This window comes from Streptomyces yokosukanensis (assembly GCF_001514035.1).
GTDB lineage: Bacteria > Actinomycetota > Actinomycetes > Streptomycetales > Streptomycetaceae > Streptomyces > Streptomyces yokosukanensis.
The window spans coordinates 90396-107888 of sequence record NZ_KQ948231.1 but is presented as its reverse complement, the minus strand read 5'-3'; the positions used below and the strand labels follow the sequence as shown (position 1 = coordinate 107888).

The 17493-nt window shown below is 69.9% G+C and carries 16 protein-coding genes and 1 riboswitch; of the genes, 11 read left to right on the top strand and 5 right to left on the bottom strand.

Annotated elements, in window-relative coordinates:
* The first annotated feature begins 107 nt into the window (after window positions 1–107).
* From clsA to AQI95_RS40250, 10 genes are all read left to right on the top strand, one after another.
* Window positions 108–716: a cardiolipin synthase ClsA gene (gene clsA, locus AQI95_RS40295; protein WP_067135873.1), complete on the top strand. Its 609-nt coding sequence runs from the start codon at window positions 108–110 to the stop codon at window positions 714–716.
* Between the two features lie 114 nt (window positions 717–830).
* A complete protein-coding gene (locus tag AQI95_RS40290) occupies window positions 831–3326 on the top strand; it encodes a mannose-1-phosphate guanyltransferase (protein WP_067135871.1) in 2496 nt (831 codons plus the stop codon).
* A 141-nt stretch (window positions 3327–3467) separates the two neighbouring features.
* On the top strand, window positions 3468–4376 hold the full coding sequence (locus AQI95_RS40285; RefSeq protein WP_244189027.1) for a DUF881 domain-containing protein: 909 nt from the start codon (window positions 3468–3470) through the stop codon (window positions 4374–4376).
* The gene (locus AQI95_RS40280) at window positions 4373–4705 is read left to right on the top strand and encodes a small basic family protein (protein ID WP_003988855.1); all 333 of its coding nucleotides are present in this window, start codon (window positions 4373–4375) and stop codon (window positions 4703–4705) included. The genes AQI95_RS40285 and AQI95_RS40280 overlap by 4 nt, the downstream gene beginning before the upstream one ends.
* 5 nt (window positions 4706–4710) lie before the next feature.
* Complete coding sequence (locus tag AQI95_RS40275; protein WP_067135867.1) at window positions 4711–5541, top strand: DUF881 domain-containing protein; 831 nt, start codon at window positions 4711–4713, stop codon at window positions 5539–5541.
* Window positions 5542–5689: 148 nt separating this feature from the next.
* A complete protein-coding gene (locus AQI95_RS45740; protein ID WP_244189029.1) occupies window positions 5690–6562 on the top strand; it encodes an FHA domain-containing protein in 873 nt (290 codons plus the stop codon).
* A 43-nt stretch (window positions 6563–6605) separates the two neighbouring features.
* Window positions 6606–7343 (top strand): transcriptional regulator FtsR, encoded by a 738-nt coding sequence (gene ftsR / locus AQI95_RS40265; RefSeq protein ID WP_067135863.1) that lies wholly within the window; start codon window positions 6606–6608, stop codon window positions 7341–7343.
* 85 nt (window positions 7344–7428) lie between these two features.
* Window positions 7429–7902, top strand: a complete 474-nt coding sequence (locus tag AQI95_RS40260) for a bifunctional nuclease family protein (protein WP_026253112.1) — start codon at window positions 7429–7431, stop codon at window positions 7900–7902.
* A gap of 228 nt (window positions 7903–8130) precedes the next feature.
* Entirely contained in the window at window positions 8131–8814 is a 684-nt protein-coding gene (locus AQI95_RS40255; RefSeq protein WP_107121890.1) for a MerR family transcriptional regulator, read from the top strand.
* Between the two features lie 81 nt (window positions 8815–8895).
* Entirely contained in the window at window positions 8896–10401 is a 1506-nt protein-coding gene (locus AQI95_RS40250; protein WP_067135859.1) for a DNA polymerase IV, read from the top strand.
* Here the strand turns inward: AQI95_RS40250 and AQI95_RS40245 are convergent.
* A complete protein-coding gene (locus AQI95_RS40245) occupies window positions 10314–10694 on the bottom strand; it encodes a PRC-barrel domain-containing protein (protein ID WP_067135857.1) in 381 nt (126 codons plus the stop codon). The two genes, AQI95_RS40250 and AQI95_RS40245, sit on opposite strands and share 88 nt — an antisense overlap.
* Window positions 10695–10813: 119 nt before the next feature.
* Window positions 10814–10908, top strand: a riboswitch (glycine riboswitch).
* A 172-nt stretch (window positions 10909–11080) separates the two neighbouring features.
* On the opposite strand from AQI95_RS40245, the gene gcvP reads away from it, so the two are divergent.
* On the top strand, window positions 11081–13966 hold the full coding sequence (gene gcvP / locus AQI95_RS40240; RefSeq protein WP_067135856.1) for an aminomethyl-transferring glycine dehydrogenase: 2886 nt from the start codon (window positions 11081–11083) through the stop codon (window positions 13964–13966).
* A gap of 54 nt (window positions 13967–14020) precedes the next feature.
* Here gcvP and AQI95_RS40235 read toward each other — a convergent pair whose 3' ends face one another.
* From AQI95_RS40235 to modA, 4 genes are read right to left on the bottom strand one after another with little or no spacing between them, the layout of a single operon-like run.
* On the bottom strand, window positions 14021–14440 hold the full coding sequence (locus AQI95_RS40235) for a TOBE domain-containing protein (protein ID WP_067135855.1): 420 nt from the start codon (window positions 14438–14440) through the stop codon (window positions 14021–14023).
* Between the two features lie 28 nt (window positions 14441–14468).
* Window positions 14469–15554: an ABC transporter ATP-binding protein gene (locus tag AQI95_RS40230; protein WP_067135852.1), complete on the bottom strand. Its 1086-nt coding sequence runs from the start codon at window positions 15552–15554 to the stop codon at window positions 14469–14471.
* A 41-nt stretch (window positions 15555–15595) separates the two neighbouring features.
* Window positions 15596–16456 (bottom strand): molybdate ABC transporter permease subunit, encoded by an 861-nt coding sequence (gene modB, locus AQI95_RS40225; RefSeq protein WP_067135851.1) that lies wholly within the window; start codon window positions 16454–16456, stop codon window positions 15596–15598.
* A complete protein-coding gene (gene modA, locus AQI95_RS40220; RefSeq protein WP_067135848.1) occupies window positions 16453–17283 on the bottom strand; it encodes a molybdate ABC transporter substrate-binding protein in 831 nt (276 codons plus the stop codon). The genes modB and modA overlap by 4 nt, the downstream gene beginning before the upstream one ends.
* Window positions 17284–17493: the final 210 nt, after the last annotated feature.

Below are 17493 nucleotides of genomic sequence, written 5' to 3'. Positions count from 1 at the left end.
TCCTTTTACAGCTCCGGCTCTTGGGCACTGCCCAGGGGCCGGAGCTTTTTTGCGTTGGGGTAAGGTCAGGGGGCATCGTTGGCTCGTTTCGCACAGGAGGCCCCCGGGTGGAGGTCCAGGAGACCCGCGTCCAGACAGACCGGGTCCTCACCATCCCCAACATCCTCAGCATGGCTCGGCTCGTCGGTGTCCCCCTCTTCCTGTGGTTGATCCTCAGGCCGGAGTTCGGGGGCCCCAACAGCGACGGCTGGGCTCTCCTCGTGCTGGCTTTCAGCGGGGTGAGTGACTATCTGGACGGCAAGCTCGCCCGCCGCTGGAATCAGATCAGCAGCCTCGGCCGACTTCTCGACCCTGCCGCCGACCGGCTGTACGTGCTTTCCACACTGGTCGGTCTCACCTGGCGTGAGATCCTCCCGATCTGGCTGACCGCTCTCCTCCTCGCGCGGGAGCTGATGCTCCTGGTGATGGTGGGCGTCCTCCGCCGGCACGGGTATCCGCCGCCGCAGGTGAACTTCCTCGGGAAGGCCGCCACCTTCAACTTGATGTACGCCTTCCCGTTGCTGCTCCTCAGCGACGGAAGCACGTGGATCGCGTCAGTCGCTGCTGTTTTCGGATGGGCGTTCGCCGGATGGGGTACAACCCTCTACTGGTGGGCAGGAGTGCTCTACGTGGTACAGGTCCGCCGTTTGGTTCGTGCGGACACCATGGCCGATTGAGCTCGGCGATTGTCCGGACGTGACGCCACGATGGCCCGCGGGGGGAAAGTGCGGGACAATCGGAACGGGTGAAGTCGGCTAGACCGTCGTCTCTTGGAGGAGGACGCTTCCGACATGAAGGCCGTCGTGATGGCCGGGGGCGAAGGCACTCGCCTGCGCCCCATGACCTCTAGCATGCCCAAGCCGCTCCTGCCGGTGGTCAACCGCCCGATCATGGAGCATGTGCTTCGGCTGCTCAAAAGGCACGGACTCACCGAGACCGTTGTCACCGTCCAGTTCCTGGCATCGCTCGTCAAGAACTACTTCGGCGACGGCGAAGAGCTCGGAATGGAGCTCACGTATGCCAATGAGGAGAAGCCACTCGGTACCGCTGGAAGCGTCAAGAACGCCGAAGAGGCGTTGAAGGACGATGCCTTCCTGGTCATCTCCGGGGATGCCCTGACCGACTTCGACCTCACGGAGCTGATCAATTTCCACAAGGAGAAGGGCGCGCTGGTCACGGTCTGTCTGACCAGGGTGCCCAATCCGCTGGAGTTCGGCATCACGATCGTCGACGAGGAAGGCAAGGTCGAGCGATTCCTGGAGAAGCCGACCTGGGGTCAGGTCTTCTCCGACACGGTCAATACGGGCATCTATGTCATGGAGCCCGAGGTATTCAGCTACGTCGAGGCGGATGTTCCGGTCGACTGGTCCGGTGATGTCTTCCCGCAGCTCATGAAGGAGGGCAAGCCGATCTACGGCTATGTCGCCGAGGGCTACTGGGAGGACGTCGGCACCCACGAGAGCTATGTGAAGGCCCAGGCCGACGTACTCGAGGGCAAGGTCAACGTCGACATCGACGGCTTCGAGATCTCCCCGGGCGTGTGGGTGGCGGAAGGCGCCGAGGTGCACCCGGATGCCGTACTACGCGGACCGCTGTACATCGGGGACTACGCGAAGGTCGAGGCCGGCGCGGAAATCCGCGAGCACACGGTCGTCGGCTCGAATGTCGTCGTCAAGACCGGAGCCTTTCTGCACAAGGCCGTCGTGCACGACAACGTGTACGTCGGGCAGCACAGCAATCTGCGTGGCTGTGTCGTCGGCAAGAACACCGACATCATGCGGGCGGCGCGGATCGAGGACGGCGCGGTCATCGGTGACGAGTGCCTGATCGGTGAGGAATCGATCGTTCAGGGCAATGTCCGGGTCTATCCCTTCAAGACGATCGAGGCCGGCGCTTTCGTCAACACGTCCGTCATCTGGGAGTCCCGGGGCCAGGCGCAGCTGTTCGGCGCCCGTGGTGTGTCCGGCATCCTGAATGTGGAGATCACGCCGGAACTGGCCGTACGGCTGGCCGGCGCCTATGCGACCACCCTCAAGAAGGGGTCCACGGTCACCACGGCACGCGATCACTCCCGAGGCGCCCGTGCGCTCAAGCGCGCGGTCATCTCCGCGCTGCAGGCCAGCGCCATCGACGTACGCGACCTGGAGAACGTGCCGCTGCCCGTGGCTCGCCAGCAGACCGCGCGGGGCAGCGCCGGCGGCATCATGATCCGGACCTCGCCGGGTGTGCCGGACTCGGTCGACATCATGTTCTTCGACGGCAACGGCGCCGACCTGTCGCAGGGCGGTCAGCGGAAGCTGGACCGGGTGTTCGCGCGACAGGAGTACCGTCGGGCGTTCCCCGGTGAGATCGGCGACCTGTACTTCCCGGCGAGCGTGTTCGATTCGTACACCGGTTCGCTGCTGCGCAATGTCGACACGACCGGCATCGCAGAATCCGGTCTCAAGGTCGTCGTGGACGCCTCCAACGGCAGTGCCGGGCTCGTGCTGCCGAGTCTGCTCGGCAAGCTGGGCGTGGACTCGCTGACCATCAACCCCGGTCTCGACGAGTCCCGGCCCACCGAGACCGGCGAGATGCGGCGCAACGGTCTGGTCCGGCTGGGCGAGATAGTGGCGTCGTCGGGGGCCGCGTTCGGTGTCCGGTTCGACCCCGTGGGCGAGAGACTGTCGCTCGTGGACGAGAAGGGCCGGATCATCGAGGACGACCGCGCCCTCCTGGTGATGCTGGACCTGGTGGCCGCGGAGCGGCGCAGCGGCCGCGTGGCGCTGCCGGTGACGACGACCCGGATCGCGGAACAGGTCGCCGCCTACCACGGCACCCAGGTCGAGTGGACGACCACCTCGCCCGACGACCTCACGCGCGTGGGCGGCGAGGAGGGCACCATCTTCGGCGGTGACGGCAAGGGCGGGTTCATCGTCCCCGAGTTCAGCAGCGTCTACGACGGCACGGCAGCGTTCGTGCGGCTGATCGGGCTGGTGGCGCGTACGCAGCTCACGCTGAGCCAGATCGACGCGCGGATCCCGCGGGCGCACGTCCTCAAGCGGGACCTGGCCACGCCCTGGGCGGTCAAGGGGCTGGTCATGCGGCGAGTGGTCGAGGCCGCCGGGGATCGCTTCGTCGACACGACCGACGGGGTGCGGGTGGTGGAGACCGACGGGCGCTGGGTGATGGTGCTGCCCGACCCGGCGGAGGCCGTCACCCATCTGTGGGCCGAGGGACCGGACGACGCTTCGGCACAGGCCCTGCTCGACGAGTGGTCGGCCGTCGTGGACAGCGCGGGACGGTAGGCCGGAGGCCGGGCGGCACACGCCCCGGACGGCAAAACCCACGCACGCGTGCGTGCCGGACAAGTGTCCCCAAGGGGGCCTGTCCGGCACGCCGGAGGGGCCATTCGGAGGAACTGCGCGCGACATGCGACGATGTGCGGCATGCCGCAGCAACCCCCCGTTCGGAGCAGCCCCGCGCGGCCGCGCCGCCCGGACGCCTCCATGTCGTTGATCACCAACGTCATGGATCACAGCCTCGACGACGGGTACGCCGAGGCAGCCGCCCGGAAGAGGTCCCGGGGCGAGGGCGGGTTGCCCAAGACCCTGCGGGCGAAGCTGGGGCTCGCGGCCGGCCTCGTCCTCGCGGCGCTGGTCGTGACCGTCGGTGCGGCACAGACGCGGGCTGCGGCGCCCGTGGTGGCCAAGGAGCACCAGGAGCTGATCGACCGCGTCGACAGCGAGACCGCGGCCGCGGACAAGCTGGAGGGCACGGTCGACACGCTGCGTGACGACGTCAGCGCGCGCCAGCGGGCGGCGCTGAAGTCGAGCGGCGGCAGTGCGCAGGCGGATCTGGTGGGCGTTCTGTCCGGCGCCACCGCGGTCCACGGGCCTGGCGTCAAGCTCGTGGTGAACGACGCCAAGGAGGCCAGCTCCGGTGGTGACGGCACCAACCCGCGGGAGACCTCGGGGTTCTCCGACACCGGCCGGGTGCGTGACCGTGACATGCAACGGGTGGTCAACGGCCTGTGGGAATCCGGTGCGGAGGCCGTCTCCGTCAACGGCCAGCGGCTGACCGCCCTGTCCGCGATCAGGGCCGCGGGTGACGCGATACTGGTCGACAACAGGCCGCTGGTGCCGCCGTACACAGTGCTGGCGGTGGGGGACGGGGAACGCTTGAGCACCAGGTTCCAGAACAGCGCCGACGGTCTGTATCTGCACGCCCTGGAGCAGAACTTCGGTATCCGCGCCACCATCTCCACGGCGGGCGACCTGCGGCTGCCCGCCGCACCGAGTGTGATCGTACGTACAGCTCAGCCGAGCACCGAGAAGACTGAGAAGGGCACATCGTGATCGCCGTACTGGGCCTCGTCGTGGGAGTCGTGGCCGGCCTGTTGGTCCGGCCCGAGGTTCCGGCGGTTGTCGAGCCTTATCTGCCGATCGCCGTGGTCGCGGCGTTGGACGCCGTCTTCGGCGGTCTGCGGGCCATGCTCGACGGCATCTTCGACGACAAGGTCTTCGTGGTGTCGTTCCTGTCGAACGTGGTCGTCGCCGCCCTGATCGTTTTCCTGGGCGACAAGTTGGGCGTGGGCGCGCAGCTGTCCACGGGTGTCGTGGTGGTCCTGGGCATCCGGATCTTCTCCAACGCCGCGGCGATCCGGCGCCACGTGTTCCGGGCGTGAGACCGATGAGCGAAGAGAACGAGCGGCCGGAGAACAGGCTGCGCAAGGAACTGCCGGAGGAGGTGCCCGCGCGGGCACCGGAGCCGGCCTCCGAGCAGCCGGCGCAGGCGCCGCTGACCGGGCGGGACCGGCTGGTCAAGGGGATCTGGCCGCCGCGCGTCAGCCGGGCTCAACTGATCGTCGCGCTGCTGTTGTTCGGCCTCGGCTTCGGCCTGGCCGTGCAGGTGGCGTCGAACAGCGACAGCGACAGCGCGCTGCGTGGCGCACGTCAGGAAGATCTTGTTCGCATCCTCGATGAACTGGATTCGCGTACTCAGCGTCTTGAGGACGAGAAGCAGGGACTCGAAAAGCAGAGCTCGGAACTGCAGAGCAGCTCCGACCAGGCCGCGGAGGCCCGCAAGCAGACGGCCGAGAAGGAGAAACAACTCGGCATTCTGGCGGGCACCGTGGCGGCGCAGGGTCCCGGCATCACGATGACGATCGAGGACACGAAGGGGACGGTCAAGGCGGACATGCTGCTCGACACGATCCAGGAGTTGCGCGCGGCGGGTGCGGAGGCGATCCAGGTCGACGGGGTCCGCGTGGTCGCGGGCACCTACTTCACGGATTCGGGCAAGAGCGTCGCCGTCGACGGGAACAAGATCAACGCTCCCTATCGTTTCAAGGTCATCGGCAAGCCGCAGGATCTGGAGCCCGCGCTCAACATCCCGGGAGGCGTGGTGCAGACGCTGGAGAAGGAGCAGGCCACGGTGACGGTCGAGCAGTCGGACAAGATCGTCGTCGACGCCTTGCGACGGGCGAAGCGGCCTGACTACGCTCGGTCGTCCTCCCAGTGAACCGGCGGTGCATGGGGGACGTCGGGCAGGGGCATGAGGTTGCGGGGGGTCGGCGCATCGAAGGGGTGGTGCGTGGTGGAAACTGTTTGGTGGATACGGACGTTGTGAGAATGTCCGGCTCGGCCGGTGAAGGCAATCAGGGTTCGTCCTGCCCCACGGGCGGGTCTGTTTCGGTCAAGGGGAATCGCCCGTGAAGTTGTTTGCGAAGTTGTTCGGCAAGAGCGCGCGAGAGGGCAGCGCCAACGCGACCGCCCGGCATCGCGCGCAGCCTGACGCGGAAGGTCAGCGCCCGCTGTTCCGGGACCAGGTCGCTGGTCCGGGCGGTGACATTTCCGGAGGTCAGGGCGGGGCGTCGGTTGACCCTGCCCAGTCCGGCGGCATAGGTTTCGGGCAGCCGTCGACCTCAGGTGCGGGCGGAGGATTCCCCTCCGGTCCGTACGCGTCCAACGCCCCTGCGGGGCAGCCGCAGCAGGAGGATCCGTCCATGTCGGTCCTGGTGTGTACGAGGTGCGGTAACCGCAATGCGGAGAACGCCCGGTTCTGCTCCAACTGCGGCGCGCCGCTGCGCCCGGGAGTGGCGCCGGAGCGTGCCGCGGAGACGACGTCCACGATCTCCATCTCGGGTCTGGAGGCCTACGACTCCGAGGTGACCGGGCAGACGCAGATGCCGATGCTGTCACCGGAGGCGCAGGCCGCAGTGGATGCGCTGCCGCTGGGCTCCGCGCTCCTGGTGGTGCGCCGCGGCCCGAACTCGGGCAGCCGCTTCCTGCTGGACAGCGACCTGACCACGGCCGGCCGCCACCCGCAGAGCGACATCTTCCTGGACGACGTCACGGTCTCGCGCCGGCACGTGGAGTTCCGGCGCGCCGCGGACGGCTCGTTCACCGTGGCCGACGTGGGCAGCCTGAACGGCACGTACGTCAACCGCGAGCGGATCGACCAGGTCCCGCTGGTGAACGGCGACGAGGTGCAGATCGGCAAGTACCGGCTGGTGTTCTACGCGAGCCGGCAGGGCATCTGACCCGCGCCCGGACCGCGAGTCCGGGGGACCCCAGGGAAGGTCCATGCTTCAAACACCGAGCGGCGGTGCCGGAAGCGGTACCGCCGCCAGGGACAGCGGGCTGATGAGCATCGGCACGGTGCTGAACGGGCTGCGCGACGAGTTCCCCGAAGTCACCATCTCCAAGATCCGCTTCCTGGAGTCCGAGGGGCTCATCGAGCCGCAGCGCACCCCGTCGGGGTACCGCAAGTTCAGCGCCGGGGACGTCGAGCGCCTGGCCCATGTGCTGAGGATGCAGCGGGACCACTATCTGCCGCTCAAGGTGATCCGCGAGCACCTGGACGCCATGGAGCGGGGCGAGGCCGTCCAGCTGCCCGTCGTGGGACGTCAGCGCACCGGCGAGGACGTTCCAGAGTCGCTGCCGGCGCCCACGGTGGCCCGGGTGGGCAAGGCCGAGCTGCTGGCGGCGGCGGGCGTCGACGAGGCCGAGCTGAAGGAGTGGGAGTCGTACGGGCTCATCGCTCCCCTGGAGGACGGGGCGTACGACGCCGAGGCGATCACCGTGGCCTCCCTCGTCGCCGAGCTGGGCCGGTTCGGGATCGAGCCGCGCCACCTTCGGGTGATGAAGGCGGCCGTCGACCGTGAGACGGGACTCGTGGACCAGGTGGTGGCCCCGCTGAAGCGCCACCGCAACCCCCAGACCAGGGCTCATGCCGAGGCTCGTACGAAGGAACTGGCGGCGCTCACGGTGAAGCTGCACGCGGCACTGGTGCAGACCGCTCTCGGGGTGCGGCTGCCGTGAACGCCCGGGACCGCGGGCGGCCGGATCGGGCACCTGTTCCCGGCCCGACTACCCAAACGTCCCGGGCACGGCCTAGGGTTGCTGTGTGAACGAGCTCGATGTCGTAGGTGTCCGGGTCGAAATGCCCTCCAACCAACCGATCGTGCTCCTGCGCGAAGTGGGAGGCGACCGCTACCTCCCCATCTGGATCGGGCCGGGGGAGGCGACGGCGATCGCGTTCGCCCAGCAGGGCATGGCCCCCGCCAGGCCGCTGACCCACGACCTGTTCAAGGACGTGCTGGAGGCTGTCGGCCAGGAGCTGACCGAGGTACGCATCACCGATCTGCGTGAAGGCGTCTTCTACGCGGAGCTGGTCTTCGCCAGCGGCGTCGAGGTCAGCGCCCGTCCCTCCGATGCCATAGCGCTGGCCCTGCGCACCGGAACGCCGATCTACGGCAGTGACACGGTGCTGGACGACGCCGGCATCGCCATCCCGGACGAGCAGGAGGACGAGGTGGAGAAGTTCCGCGAGTTCCTCGACCAGATCTCGCCCGAGGACTTCGGCACCAGCAGCCAGTGAGCGCGCGCGGCCGGTGCGCGCCGACGCTCGTCGCCCGGGCAATTGCCACCGGCCATTGAGAGCGTCCTACGGTCCCCGGCCAGCGCATTCGGCTAGCCTTTCCCCGCGGTGGGACACGGGAAACCACTCCTTGGGTGATTATCACTCGGCGTGCCGAGTGTGGCGATCGTTGACGCACCCCTGGTGACTGCCTACCGTCGTGAAGGCAGGTCAAGGACGGAGGTCGGCGTGAGAACCAGCGGCGACGGTACGGCTGGGGGTGCCCCCGGACGCGGGTTCGGGGGGAGCGGTCCGTGCCCTCCCCCTAGCTCTCAGCTGCGAGTGAATCGGGGGTACCCCCAACCGAGCAGCGCGGTCGACCACGCTTCGCAGCGGCCTACGGTGGTGCCGAACGGCGGAGGGGCGGCGTCCATGGCGTCGGAAGAGATCGGCTATCGCGGGCCCACGGCCTGCGCGGCCGCGGGGATCACCTACCGGCAGCTCGACTACTGGGCGCGCACCGGCCTGGTCGAGCCGAGCGTGCGGCCCGCCCACGGGTCCGGCACGCAGCGGCTGTACAGCTTCCGGGACGTGGTCGTCCTGAAGATCGTGAAGAGGTTCCTGGACACCGGGGTCTCGCTGCAGAACATCCGCACGGCCGTGCAGCACCTCAGAGAACGCGGTTTCTGCGACCTGGAGCGGATGACGCTGATGAGCGACGGCGCCACGGTCTACGAGTGCACCTCGCCGGACGAGGTCCACGCCCTGCTCCAGGGCGGTCAGGGCATCTTCGGGATCGCTGTCGGCGTGGTGTGGCGGGACGTGGAAAGCGCGCTCTCCCAGCTGCACGGCGAGCGCATCGACACCGGCGAGACCCTCGTCGGCCACAATCCGGCGGACGAGCTGGCGCGGCGTCGCAACCGAGCGGTCTGACCGCCCGCACCCCGGCGCCTCGCACACGGCGGGGCGCCCCGCGCCGGGGCATTGTCAGTGCCGTGGTGCAGCATCGGAGATGTGAGACACGCGCCCACGATCCTCCATCTCGACATGGATGCCTTCTACGCCTCAGTGGAACAGGCCTCCAAGCCGAGCCTGCGCGGGAAGGCGGTCGTCGTGGGCGGCCTTGGGCCTCGCGGGGTGGTGGCCACCGCGTCGTACGAGGCGCGGGCCTTCGGGGTCCACTCGGCGATGCCCATGGCCCAGGCGCGTCGGCTGGCACCCAACGCCGCGTATCTGGTGCCGCGCTTCGCGCTGTACCGGGCGATCAGCGAGCAGGTGATGGCGTTGCTGCGGGAGCTGTCGCCGCTGGTGGAGCCGCTCAGCCTGGACGAGGCGTTCGTGGACCTGGAGGCCGGCGGGACGGCCTGGGACGAGGAGTCGGCGAGGCTGGTCGGGATCAGGCTGCGCGCCGACATCCGGGAGGTCACCGGGCTCACCGGCTCGGTGGGGCTCGCCGCCTCCAAGATGCTCGCCAAGATCGCCTCCGAGCAGGCCAAGCCGGACGGTCTGGTGCTCATCGACCCGGGGTCCGAGCGGGCGCTGCTGGGGCCGCTGCCGGTGCGGACGCTGCCCGGGGTCGGGCCGGCGACCGGGGACCATCTGCGCAGGGCCGGGATCCACACGGTCGAGGAGCTCGCCGAGGCGGGCGAGGACGAGCTGGTGCGGCTGCTCGGCAAGGCCCACGGCCATGCGCTGTACGCCATGGCCCTGGCTCATGACGAGCGGCCCGTGGTGGCGGAGCGCGAGGCGAAGTCGGTGTCGGTCGAGGACACCTACGACGTGGACATCCACGACCGGGTGCGGGTGGGGCTGGAGGTGCAGCGGCTGGCCGACCGGTGCGTGGGGCGGCTGCGCGGGGCCGGCCTGTCCGGGCGGACGATCGTACTGAAGGTGCGTCGGTACGACTTCTCGACCCTGACCCGCTCCGAGACGCTCAGAGGGCCTACGGACGATGCGGCGGTGGTCCGTGAGGCGGCCGCGCGACTGCTGGACTCCGTGGACACCACGGGCGGGGTACGCCTCCTCGGCGTGGGTGTGACCGGGCTCGCCGACTACACGCAGGAGGACCTTTTCGCGCAGGCAGAACCCGTGCGGGTGGCGCAGGAGGCGGAGGGTGTCGTCGCCGAGGCCGTCGCGCGGGAACCGGAACCCGCCGAGCGGCAGTGGCGGGCCGGCCAGGACGTGCGGCACGGTGAGTACGGCCATGGGTGGGTGCAGGGGAGCGGGCTGGGCCGGGTGACGGTGCGGTTCGAGACGCCGCAGTCCCCTCCGGGCAGGGTGCGGACGCTTTCTGTCGGCGATCCGGCGCTGGAGTCCGCCGAGCCGTTGCCGTTGGTTCCGGGCCCTGTCGCTGCCTGCCCGCCCGTCCGTCCCGGTCCGCCGAGCGGTGACGCACCCGGGGCCTCCCCCCGGGCCCCGGCGGAGTCTCCCGGTCAGGCCTCCTCCGAGCCAGACCCCGCCAGTTTGCCGAAATCGCGATCGGGGACCGACGGAGGTGGGGCGGCGACGTCCAGGCCGTAGTGGTGGTAGAGCTGGAGTTCCTGTTCGGGGGAGAGGTGGCGGCCCACGCCGAAGTCGGGGGCGTCCTTGATCAGGGCTCGGTCGAAGGGGACGTGGAGGGTTCCCTCGACCAGTTCGCTCGGCTCCAGGGGGACGAAAGCGTCCCGGCTGAACAGGCCGGTGCGTATGGCCGCCCACTCGGGTACGCCGGTCGCATCGTCGAGATAGACCTCGTCGATGGTGCCGATCTTGGTGCCGCTGCGGTCGAACGCCTTGCGGCCGATCAGGTTGCGCGGATCGATGTCGGTCTGCACGGTCCCTCTCCCTCAACTTGGTCGCAACTCATCCGTAAGCACTACAAAAGAGCACATTCAAGGAGGCGGCCACTCGAGGGCTCGGGCGTTGACCTCGCTGGTACGCTGACAGCGGCTGCTGACCCCGTGCGGGAGAGTCCTCCGATCATCTCGGAGGCGCCGAAGGAGCAACTCCTCCCCGGAATCTCTCAGGCTCACGTACCGCACGGACGAGGTCACTCTGGAAAGCAGGGCGGGGGTCGACGACTTCCGCTCTCACCGACGGTGAAAGCCGGGATCTTCGGGCCCCGGTGAAGCTCTCAGGTCAGATGACAGAGGGGGAGGCCGTCCGGGCACCCGCGCCGTGGTGCCCTTCGAAGGTCGCGTCAGACCAGGAGGCCTCCGCCATGACCGCCCATCGCATTCCGCTCTCGGAGCTCGAAGCGGGCATCCCCTTCGAGCAGCGTCACATCGGGCCCGACCATGAGGCGCGGGCCAAGATGCTCGCGCACGTCGGCTACGGCTCGCTGGACGAGCTGACCGCCGCGGCAGTCCCGGACGTCATCAAGAACGCCGACGCCCTCGACCTGCCGGGCGCCCGCACCGAGGCCGAGGTGCTGGCCGAGCTGCGTTCGCTCGCCGACCGCAATCAGGTCCTCGGTTCGATGATCGGCCTGGGGTACTACGGCACGTTCACGCCGCCCGTCATCCTGCGCAACGTCATGGAGAACCCCGCCTGGTACACGGCCTACACGCCGTACCAGCCGGAGATCTCCCAGGGGCGGCTCGAAGCCCTGCTGAACTTCCAGACGGTGGTCGCCGACCTCACCGGACTGCCCACCTCCGGTGCCTCCCTGCTCGACGAGGGAACGGCCGCCGCCGAGGCGATGGCGCTGTCCCGGCGCATGGGCAAGAACAAGAAGGGCCTGTTCCTGGTCGACGCGGACGCCCTGCCGCAGACCGTCGCCGTCATACGGACCCGGGCCGAGCCCACCGGTGTCGAGGTCGTCGTCGCCGACCTCGGCGAGGGCATTCCGGCCGAGATCGCCGCGCGTGAGATCAACGGCGTGCTGATCCAGTACCCGGGCGCCTCCGGTGCCGTACGCGACATCAAGCCGCTCATCGACCAGGCGCACGAGCTGGGCGCCCTGGTCACCGTCGCCGCCGACCTGCTCGCGCTGACCCTGCTGGTCTCGCCGGGCGAGCTGGGCGCGGACATCGCGATCGGCACGACCCAGCGCTTCGGCGTCCCGATGGGCTTCGGCGGTCCGCACGCGGGCTACATGGCGGTGCACGAGAAGTTCGCGCGCAGCCTGCCCGGCCGCCTCGTGGGCGTCTCCGTCGACGCCGACGGCAACAAGGCCTACCGGCTCGCGCTGCAGACCCGTGAGCAGCACATCCGCCGGGAGAAGGCGACCAGCAACATCTGCACCGCGCAGGTGCTGCTCGCCGTGATGGCCGGCATGTACGCCGTCTACCACGGCGCGGAGGGCCTGAAGACCATCGCCCGCCGCACGCACCGCTACGCGACGGTCCTCGCCGAGGGTCTGCGGGCCGGCGGTGTCGAGATCGTGCACGGCGCCTTCTTCGACACCCTCACCGCGCGCGTGCCCGGCAAGGCCGCCGAGATCGTCGCCGCCGCCCGGCAGGGCGGGGTCAACCTCCACCTGGTCGACGCCGACCACGTCTCCCTGGCCTGCGACGAGACCACCACGCGGGCCCAGCTGGGCACCGTCTGGTCCGCCTTCGGTGTCGAGGGCGACATCGAGGCGCTGGACGCGACCGCCGAGGACGCCCTTCCCGAGGCGCTGCTGCGCACCGACGCCCTTCTCACCCACCCGGTCTTCCACCAGCACCGCTCCGAGACCGCGATGCTGCGCTACCTGCGCAAGCTGGCCGACCGCGACTACGCGCTCGACCGCGGCATGATCCCGCTGGGCTCCTGCACCATGAAGCTCAACGCGACCACGGAGATGGAGCCGGTCACCTGGCCCGAGTTCGGGCAGCTGCACCCCTTCGCCCCGGCCGAGCAGGCGCAGGGCTACCTCACGCTCATCCGCGAGCTGGAGGAACGTCTCGCCGAGGTCACCGGCTACGACAAGGTCTCGCTGCAGCCGAACGCCGGCTCCCAGGGCGAGCTGGCCGGTCTGCTGGCCGTACGCGGCTACCACCGCGCGGCCGGCGACGAGCAGCGCACCGTGTGCCTCATCCCGTCCTCCGCGCACGGCACCAACGCGGCCAGCGCCGTGATGGCCGGCATGAAGGTCGTCGTCGTCAAGACCGCCGAGGACGGCGAGATCGACGTCGAGGACCTGCGGGCGAAGATCGAGCAGTACCGTGACGAGCTGTCGGTGCTGATGATCACCTACCCGTCGACGCACGGTGTCTTCGAGGAGCACGTCGCCGACATCTGCGCTCAGGTGCACGAGGCCGGCGGCCAGGTGTACGTCGACGGCGCCAACCTCAACGCCCTGGTCGGCCTCGCCAAGCCGGGCCACTTCGGCGGCGACGTCTCGCACCTGAACCTGCACAAGACCTTCTGCATCCCGCACGGCGGCGGCGGCCCCGGCGTCGGCCCGGTCGGAGTCCGCGCGCACCTCGCGCCGTACCTGCCGAACCACCCGCTGCAGCCGGCCGCGGGCCCGGAGACCGGGGTCGGCCCGATCTCGGCCGCTCCCTGGGGCTCCGCGGGCATCCTGCCCATCTCCTGGGCGTACGTCCGGCTGATGGGCGGCGAGGGCCTCAAGCGGGCCACCCAGGTCGCCGTGCTCTCGGCGAACTACGTGGCCAAGCGTCTGGAGCCGCACTACCCGGTGCTCTACACCGGCCCCGGCTCCCTGGTCGCGCACGAGTGCATCATCGACCTGCGCCCGCTGACCAAGGCGACCGGCGTCAGCGTGGACGACGTGGCCAAGCGGCTGATCGACTACGGCTTCCACGCGCCGACCATGTCCTTCCCGGTCGCCGGCACGCTGATGATCGAGCCGACCGAGTCGGAGGACATCACCGAGCTGGACCGCTTCTGCGAGGCGATGATCGCCATCCGCGCGGAGATCGAGAAGGTCGGCTCGGGCGAGTGGCCCGCGGAGGACAACCCGCTGCGGGGCGCCCCGCACACCGCTGCCGCGCTCGGCGGCGAGTGGGCGCACTCCTACAGCCGCGAGGAAGCGGTCTTTCCGGCCGGAGTCTCGGCCGCCGACAAGTACTGGCCGCCGGTGCGCCGTATCGACCAGGCCTTCGGCGACCGCAACCTGGTGTGCTCCTGCCCGCCGTTGGACGCGTACGAGGACTGAGCGAGCGGTGACGTGAAGGGCCCCGTCCGGTTTCCGGGCGGGGCCCTCGCCGTGTCAGACCGTCGCCAGCGCCACCTCGGTGGACTTGATCAGGGCGACCACGGGGGAGCCGGTGGAGAGTCCGAGATCTGTGGCCGACTCCTTGGTGATGGCCGAGGTCACCGAGCCGCCGTCGATCGAGATCCTCACGGTGGCCATCGCGGCGCCGGAGGCGATGCCGGTGACGGTGCCCGGCAGTTGGTTGCGGATCGAGACGCGGTCGATCGGCGCGGTGGCGAGGGAGACCTCGGTGGACTTCACCAGGGCCCGTACCGTGGCGCCCTCGGACAGGCCGAGGTCTCGGACGGCGTCCAGGGTGATGGCCGCGGTCAGGTCCTGGCCACCGTCGAGACGGATCTTGACGGTGGCCATGGCCTCGCCCGGCTGGATCGCCGTGACCGTGCCGGGAAGCTGGTTGCGGATGCTCAGGGTCATGGGCACCCACGGTAGGGCGCCCGCCCGGTCAGGCCGGGTATGCGTGTGTCTGCGTCGCTTTGACCGTCGCCCAGACGGCAGCGCCGGGAGACAGTTCCAGTTCGGCGGCGGCGACCGTGGTGAGGTCGGCGGCGAGGGGCAGTTCCCCGCCGAGGGCGGCGCGGATCTGGTCGCCGTGGGTCTCCAGGCCGGTCACCTCGCAGCGCCAGAGATTGCGGGCGCTGGCACCGGTGGGCCGGTCCCGGAACAGGGTCACCGCGCTCGGCGGGAACGCCACGAAGACCGGCCCGGTCAGGTCTTCCGTGATGGTGATCGCGGGACCCGTGTCGAGCCGTACCGTGTGCCCCTGCGCCTGGCCCCGGTAGAGGTTGAGGCCGACGAGGTGGGCGATGTAGTCCGTGCGCGGACGGCGGGCGATGTCGGCCGGGGTGCCCTCCTGGACGACCTGCCCGTGCTCGATGACCACCAGCCGGTCCGCGAGCACCATGGCGTCCAGCGGATCGTGTGTGACGAGGACGGCGACCGCCTCGAACTCGGCCAGGTGGCGGCGCAGTTGGGCACGGACATCCAGCCGCGTACGGGCGTCCAGGGCGGCCAGCGGCTCGTCCAGGAGCAGCAGCCGGGGGCGGGTGGCCAGGGCGCGGGCGAGGGCCACGCGCTGGGCCTGTCCGCCGGAGAGCCGGCGGGGCTTGGCGCCGGCGTGAGCGGCCAGACCCATCCGGTCCAGCCACGCGGCGGCCTGGGTGCGTGCCTCGGCCTTGGGCACGCCCTGGCAGCGCGGTCCGAAGGCCACGTTCTCCAGTGCGGACAGATGCGGGAAGAGCAGGTAGTCCTGGAAGACCACACCGACCGGGCGGGACTCCGGGGGAGTGCGCTCCAGCGCGGTTCCGTCCAGGCGCAGATGGCCGTCGGTGAGCGGGGCGAGACCGGCCAGGGCGCGCAGGGCGGTGGTCTTGCCCGCGCCGTTGGGGCCGAGGAGGGCGACGACGTCCCCGGGGGCCGCGGTCAGGGTCACGTCCAGCCGGAAGGAGCCGCGGTCGACGACGAGGTGGGCGTCGAGTCCCTCGTCGCCCGCTTTCCGCAGGTCGGTTCGGGGGGCGTCGATGTCGGTCATGGGTCTGTACGTTGGCACACGCCCCGGTCCGGCGGCCACGGTCACGCTCCCGTCATCCAGCGGTCCCGGAGCCCGGCCAGCACCGCGATCGACACCGCCAGCAGGACCAGGCTGAGCGAGATCGCGGCGTCGGGATCGTTCTGCAGCGCCAGGTAGACCGCCAGGGGCATGGTCTGGGTGCGGCCGGGGAAGTTGCCCGCGAAGGTGATCGTCGCGCCGAACTCGCCGAGCGCACGCGCCCAGGCCAGCACCGACCCCGCGGCGACGCCGGGCGCGATCAGCGGCAGGGTGACCCGGCGGAACGCGGTGAAGCGGGACGCGCCGAGCGTGGTCGCCGCCTCCTCGAAGCGCGGGTCGGCCGCGCGCAGGGTGCCCTCGACGCTGATGACGAGGAACGGCATGGCGACGAAGGCCTCGGCGATCACGACGCCGGTGGTGGTGAACGGGAGGGTGATCCCGAACCAGGAGTCCAGGAACTTGCCGATCACTCCGTTGCGGCCGAGCGCCAGCAGCAGGGCGACACCGCCGACCACCGGCGGCAGCACGAGCGGCAGGGTCACCAGGGCCCGCAGGAACCCCCGGCCGGGGAAGTCCGTGCGGGCCAGCAGCCAGGCCAGTGGCACGCCCAGGACGAGACTCACCGCGGTCGCCGCGGTGGCGGTGACCAGCGACAGCTGCAGTGCCTGCCACACCTCGGTGCTGGACAGCTGGTCCGGCAGGCTGCCCCAGGGCGCCCGGACGAGCAGCGCGAGCAGCGGCAGCAGCAGGAAGGCCAGCGCCACCAGGCCAGGCAGCAGCAGCGGCAACGGCACCCTGCCCCGGCCCCCCGTGCCGACGCGACGGCGCCGCGGCGGGCCCGTGCGGGGGCCGGCCGCGGCGCCGGGTTCGTCGAGCGAGGTCACGGCTTGAGGAAGCCGGCCTGGCTCAGCACCTTCTGGCCTTCGGCGGACTGCACGAGGGCCATGAACGCCTTGGCCGCTTCGGCGTTCGGCGCGTTCTTCAGCAGGACGATCGGGTAGTCGTTGATCGCCTTCGACGACTCGGGGAACTCCACGCCCGCCACCTTGTCACCTGCGGCGTGCACATCGGTCTTGTAGACGACCGCGGCGTCGGCCTCCTTCAGCTCCACCTTGTTCAGGGCGCCCTTGACGTCCTGCTCGTAGGAGGCCGGGGTGAGCTTCAGGCCGCTGGCGTCCAGGGCTTTCTGCGCGGCGGCGCCGCACGGCACGGTCTTGTCGCACAGCACGACCTTCAGGCCGGACTTGGTGAGGTCCTTCAGGGAGGCCACCTTGTGCGGGTTGCCCGGCAGGGTGGCGATCTCCAGCTGGTTGCGGACGAAGGTGGCCGGGGTGCCGACCGCGTCGTTCTTGGCCGTGACGATCTTCATCGTCTTGGGGCTGGCGGCGGCGAAGACGTCCGCCGGGGCGCCGCCGGTGATGCTGGCGGCCAGGGTGTCGCTGCCGCCGAAGTTGAAGTTGACCTTGGTGCCCGGGTGCTGCTTCTCGAACTCCTTGCCCAGGGTCGTGAAGCTCTCCTGCAGCGAGGCGGCCGCGAACACGGTGACGTCGCCGGACAGTTTCGGGGAGGCCGACGACCCCGACGAGGCGGAGGTGTCCTTGGACTTGTCCGAGTCGGACGAGGAGGAGCAGGCGCTGAGTGCCATCAGGGCGGCGGCTCCCGCACCGGCCACCTGCAGCATCCGCCGGGTCCGGCGCACGGAACGGGTCATCACGGTTCTACTCCTCGGGTTCTTCAAGCTCTGTGGAACAACTGTCGCGCCCTGTCACGACCGGCTCAACCAGGCGTGACGGCGATGATACTGCCGCATCTGCCAGCTGTAAGTCTCCTGTCGCATCGCATGAGCTGCGAACTTGTGACTTGTAGCTTGCATGTGCGTTTGCGCGGCGGGTTCGGGTGGGTACGGTGCTGCGGGAGGTGT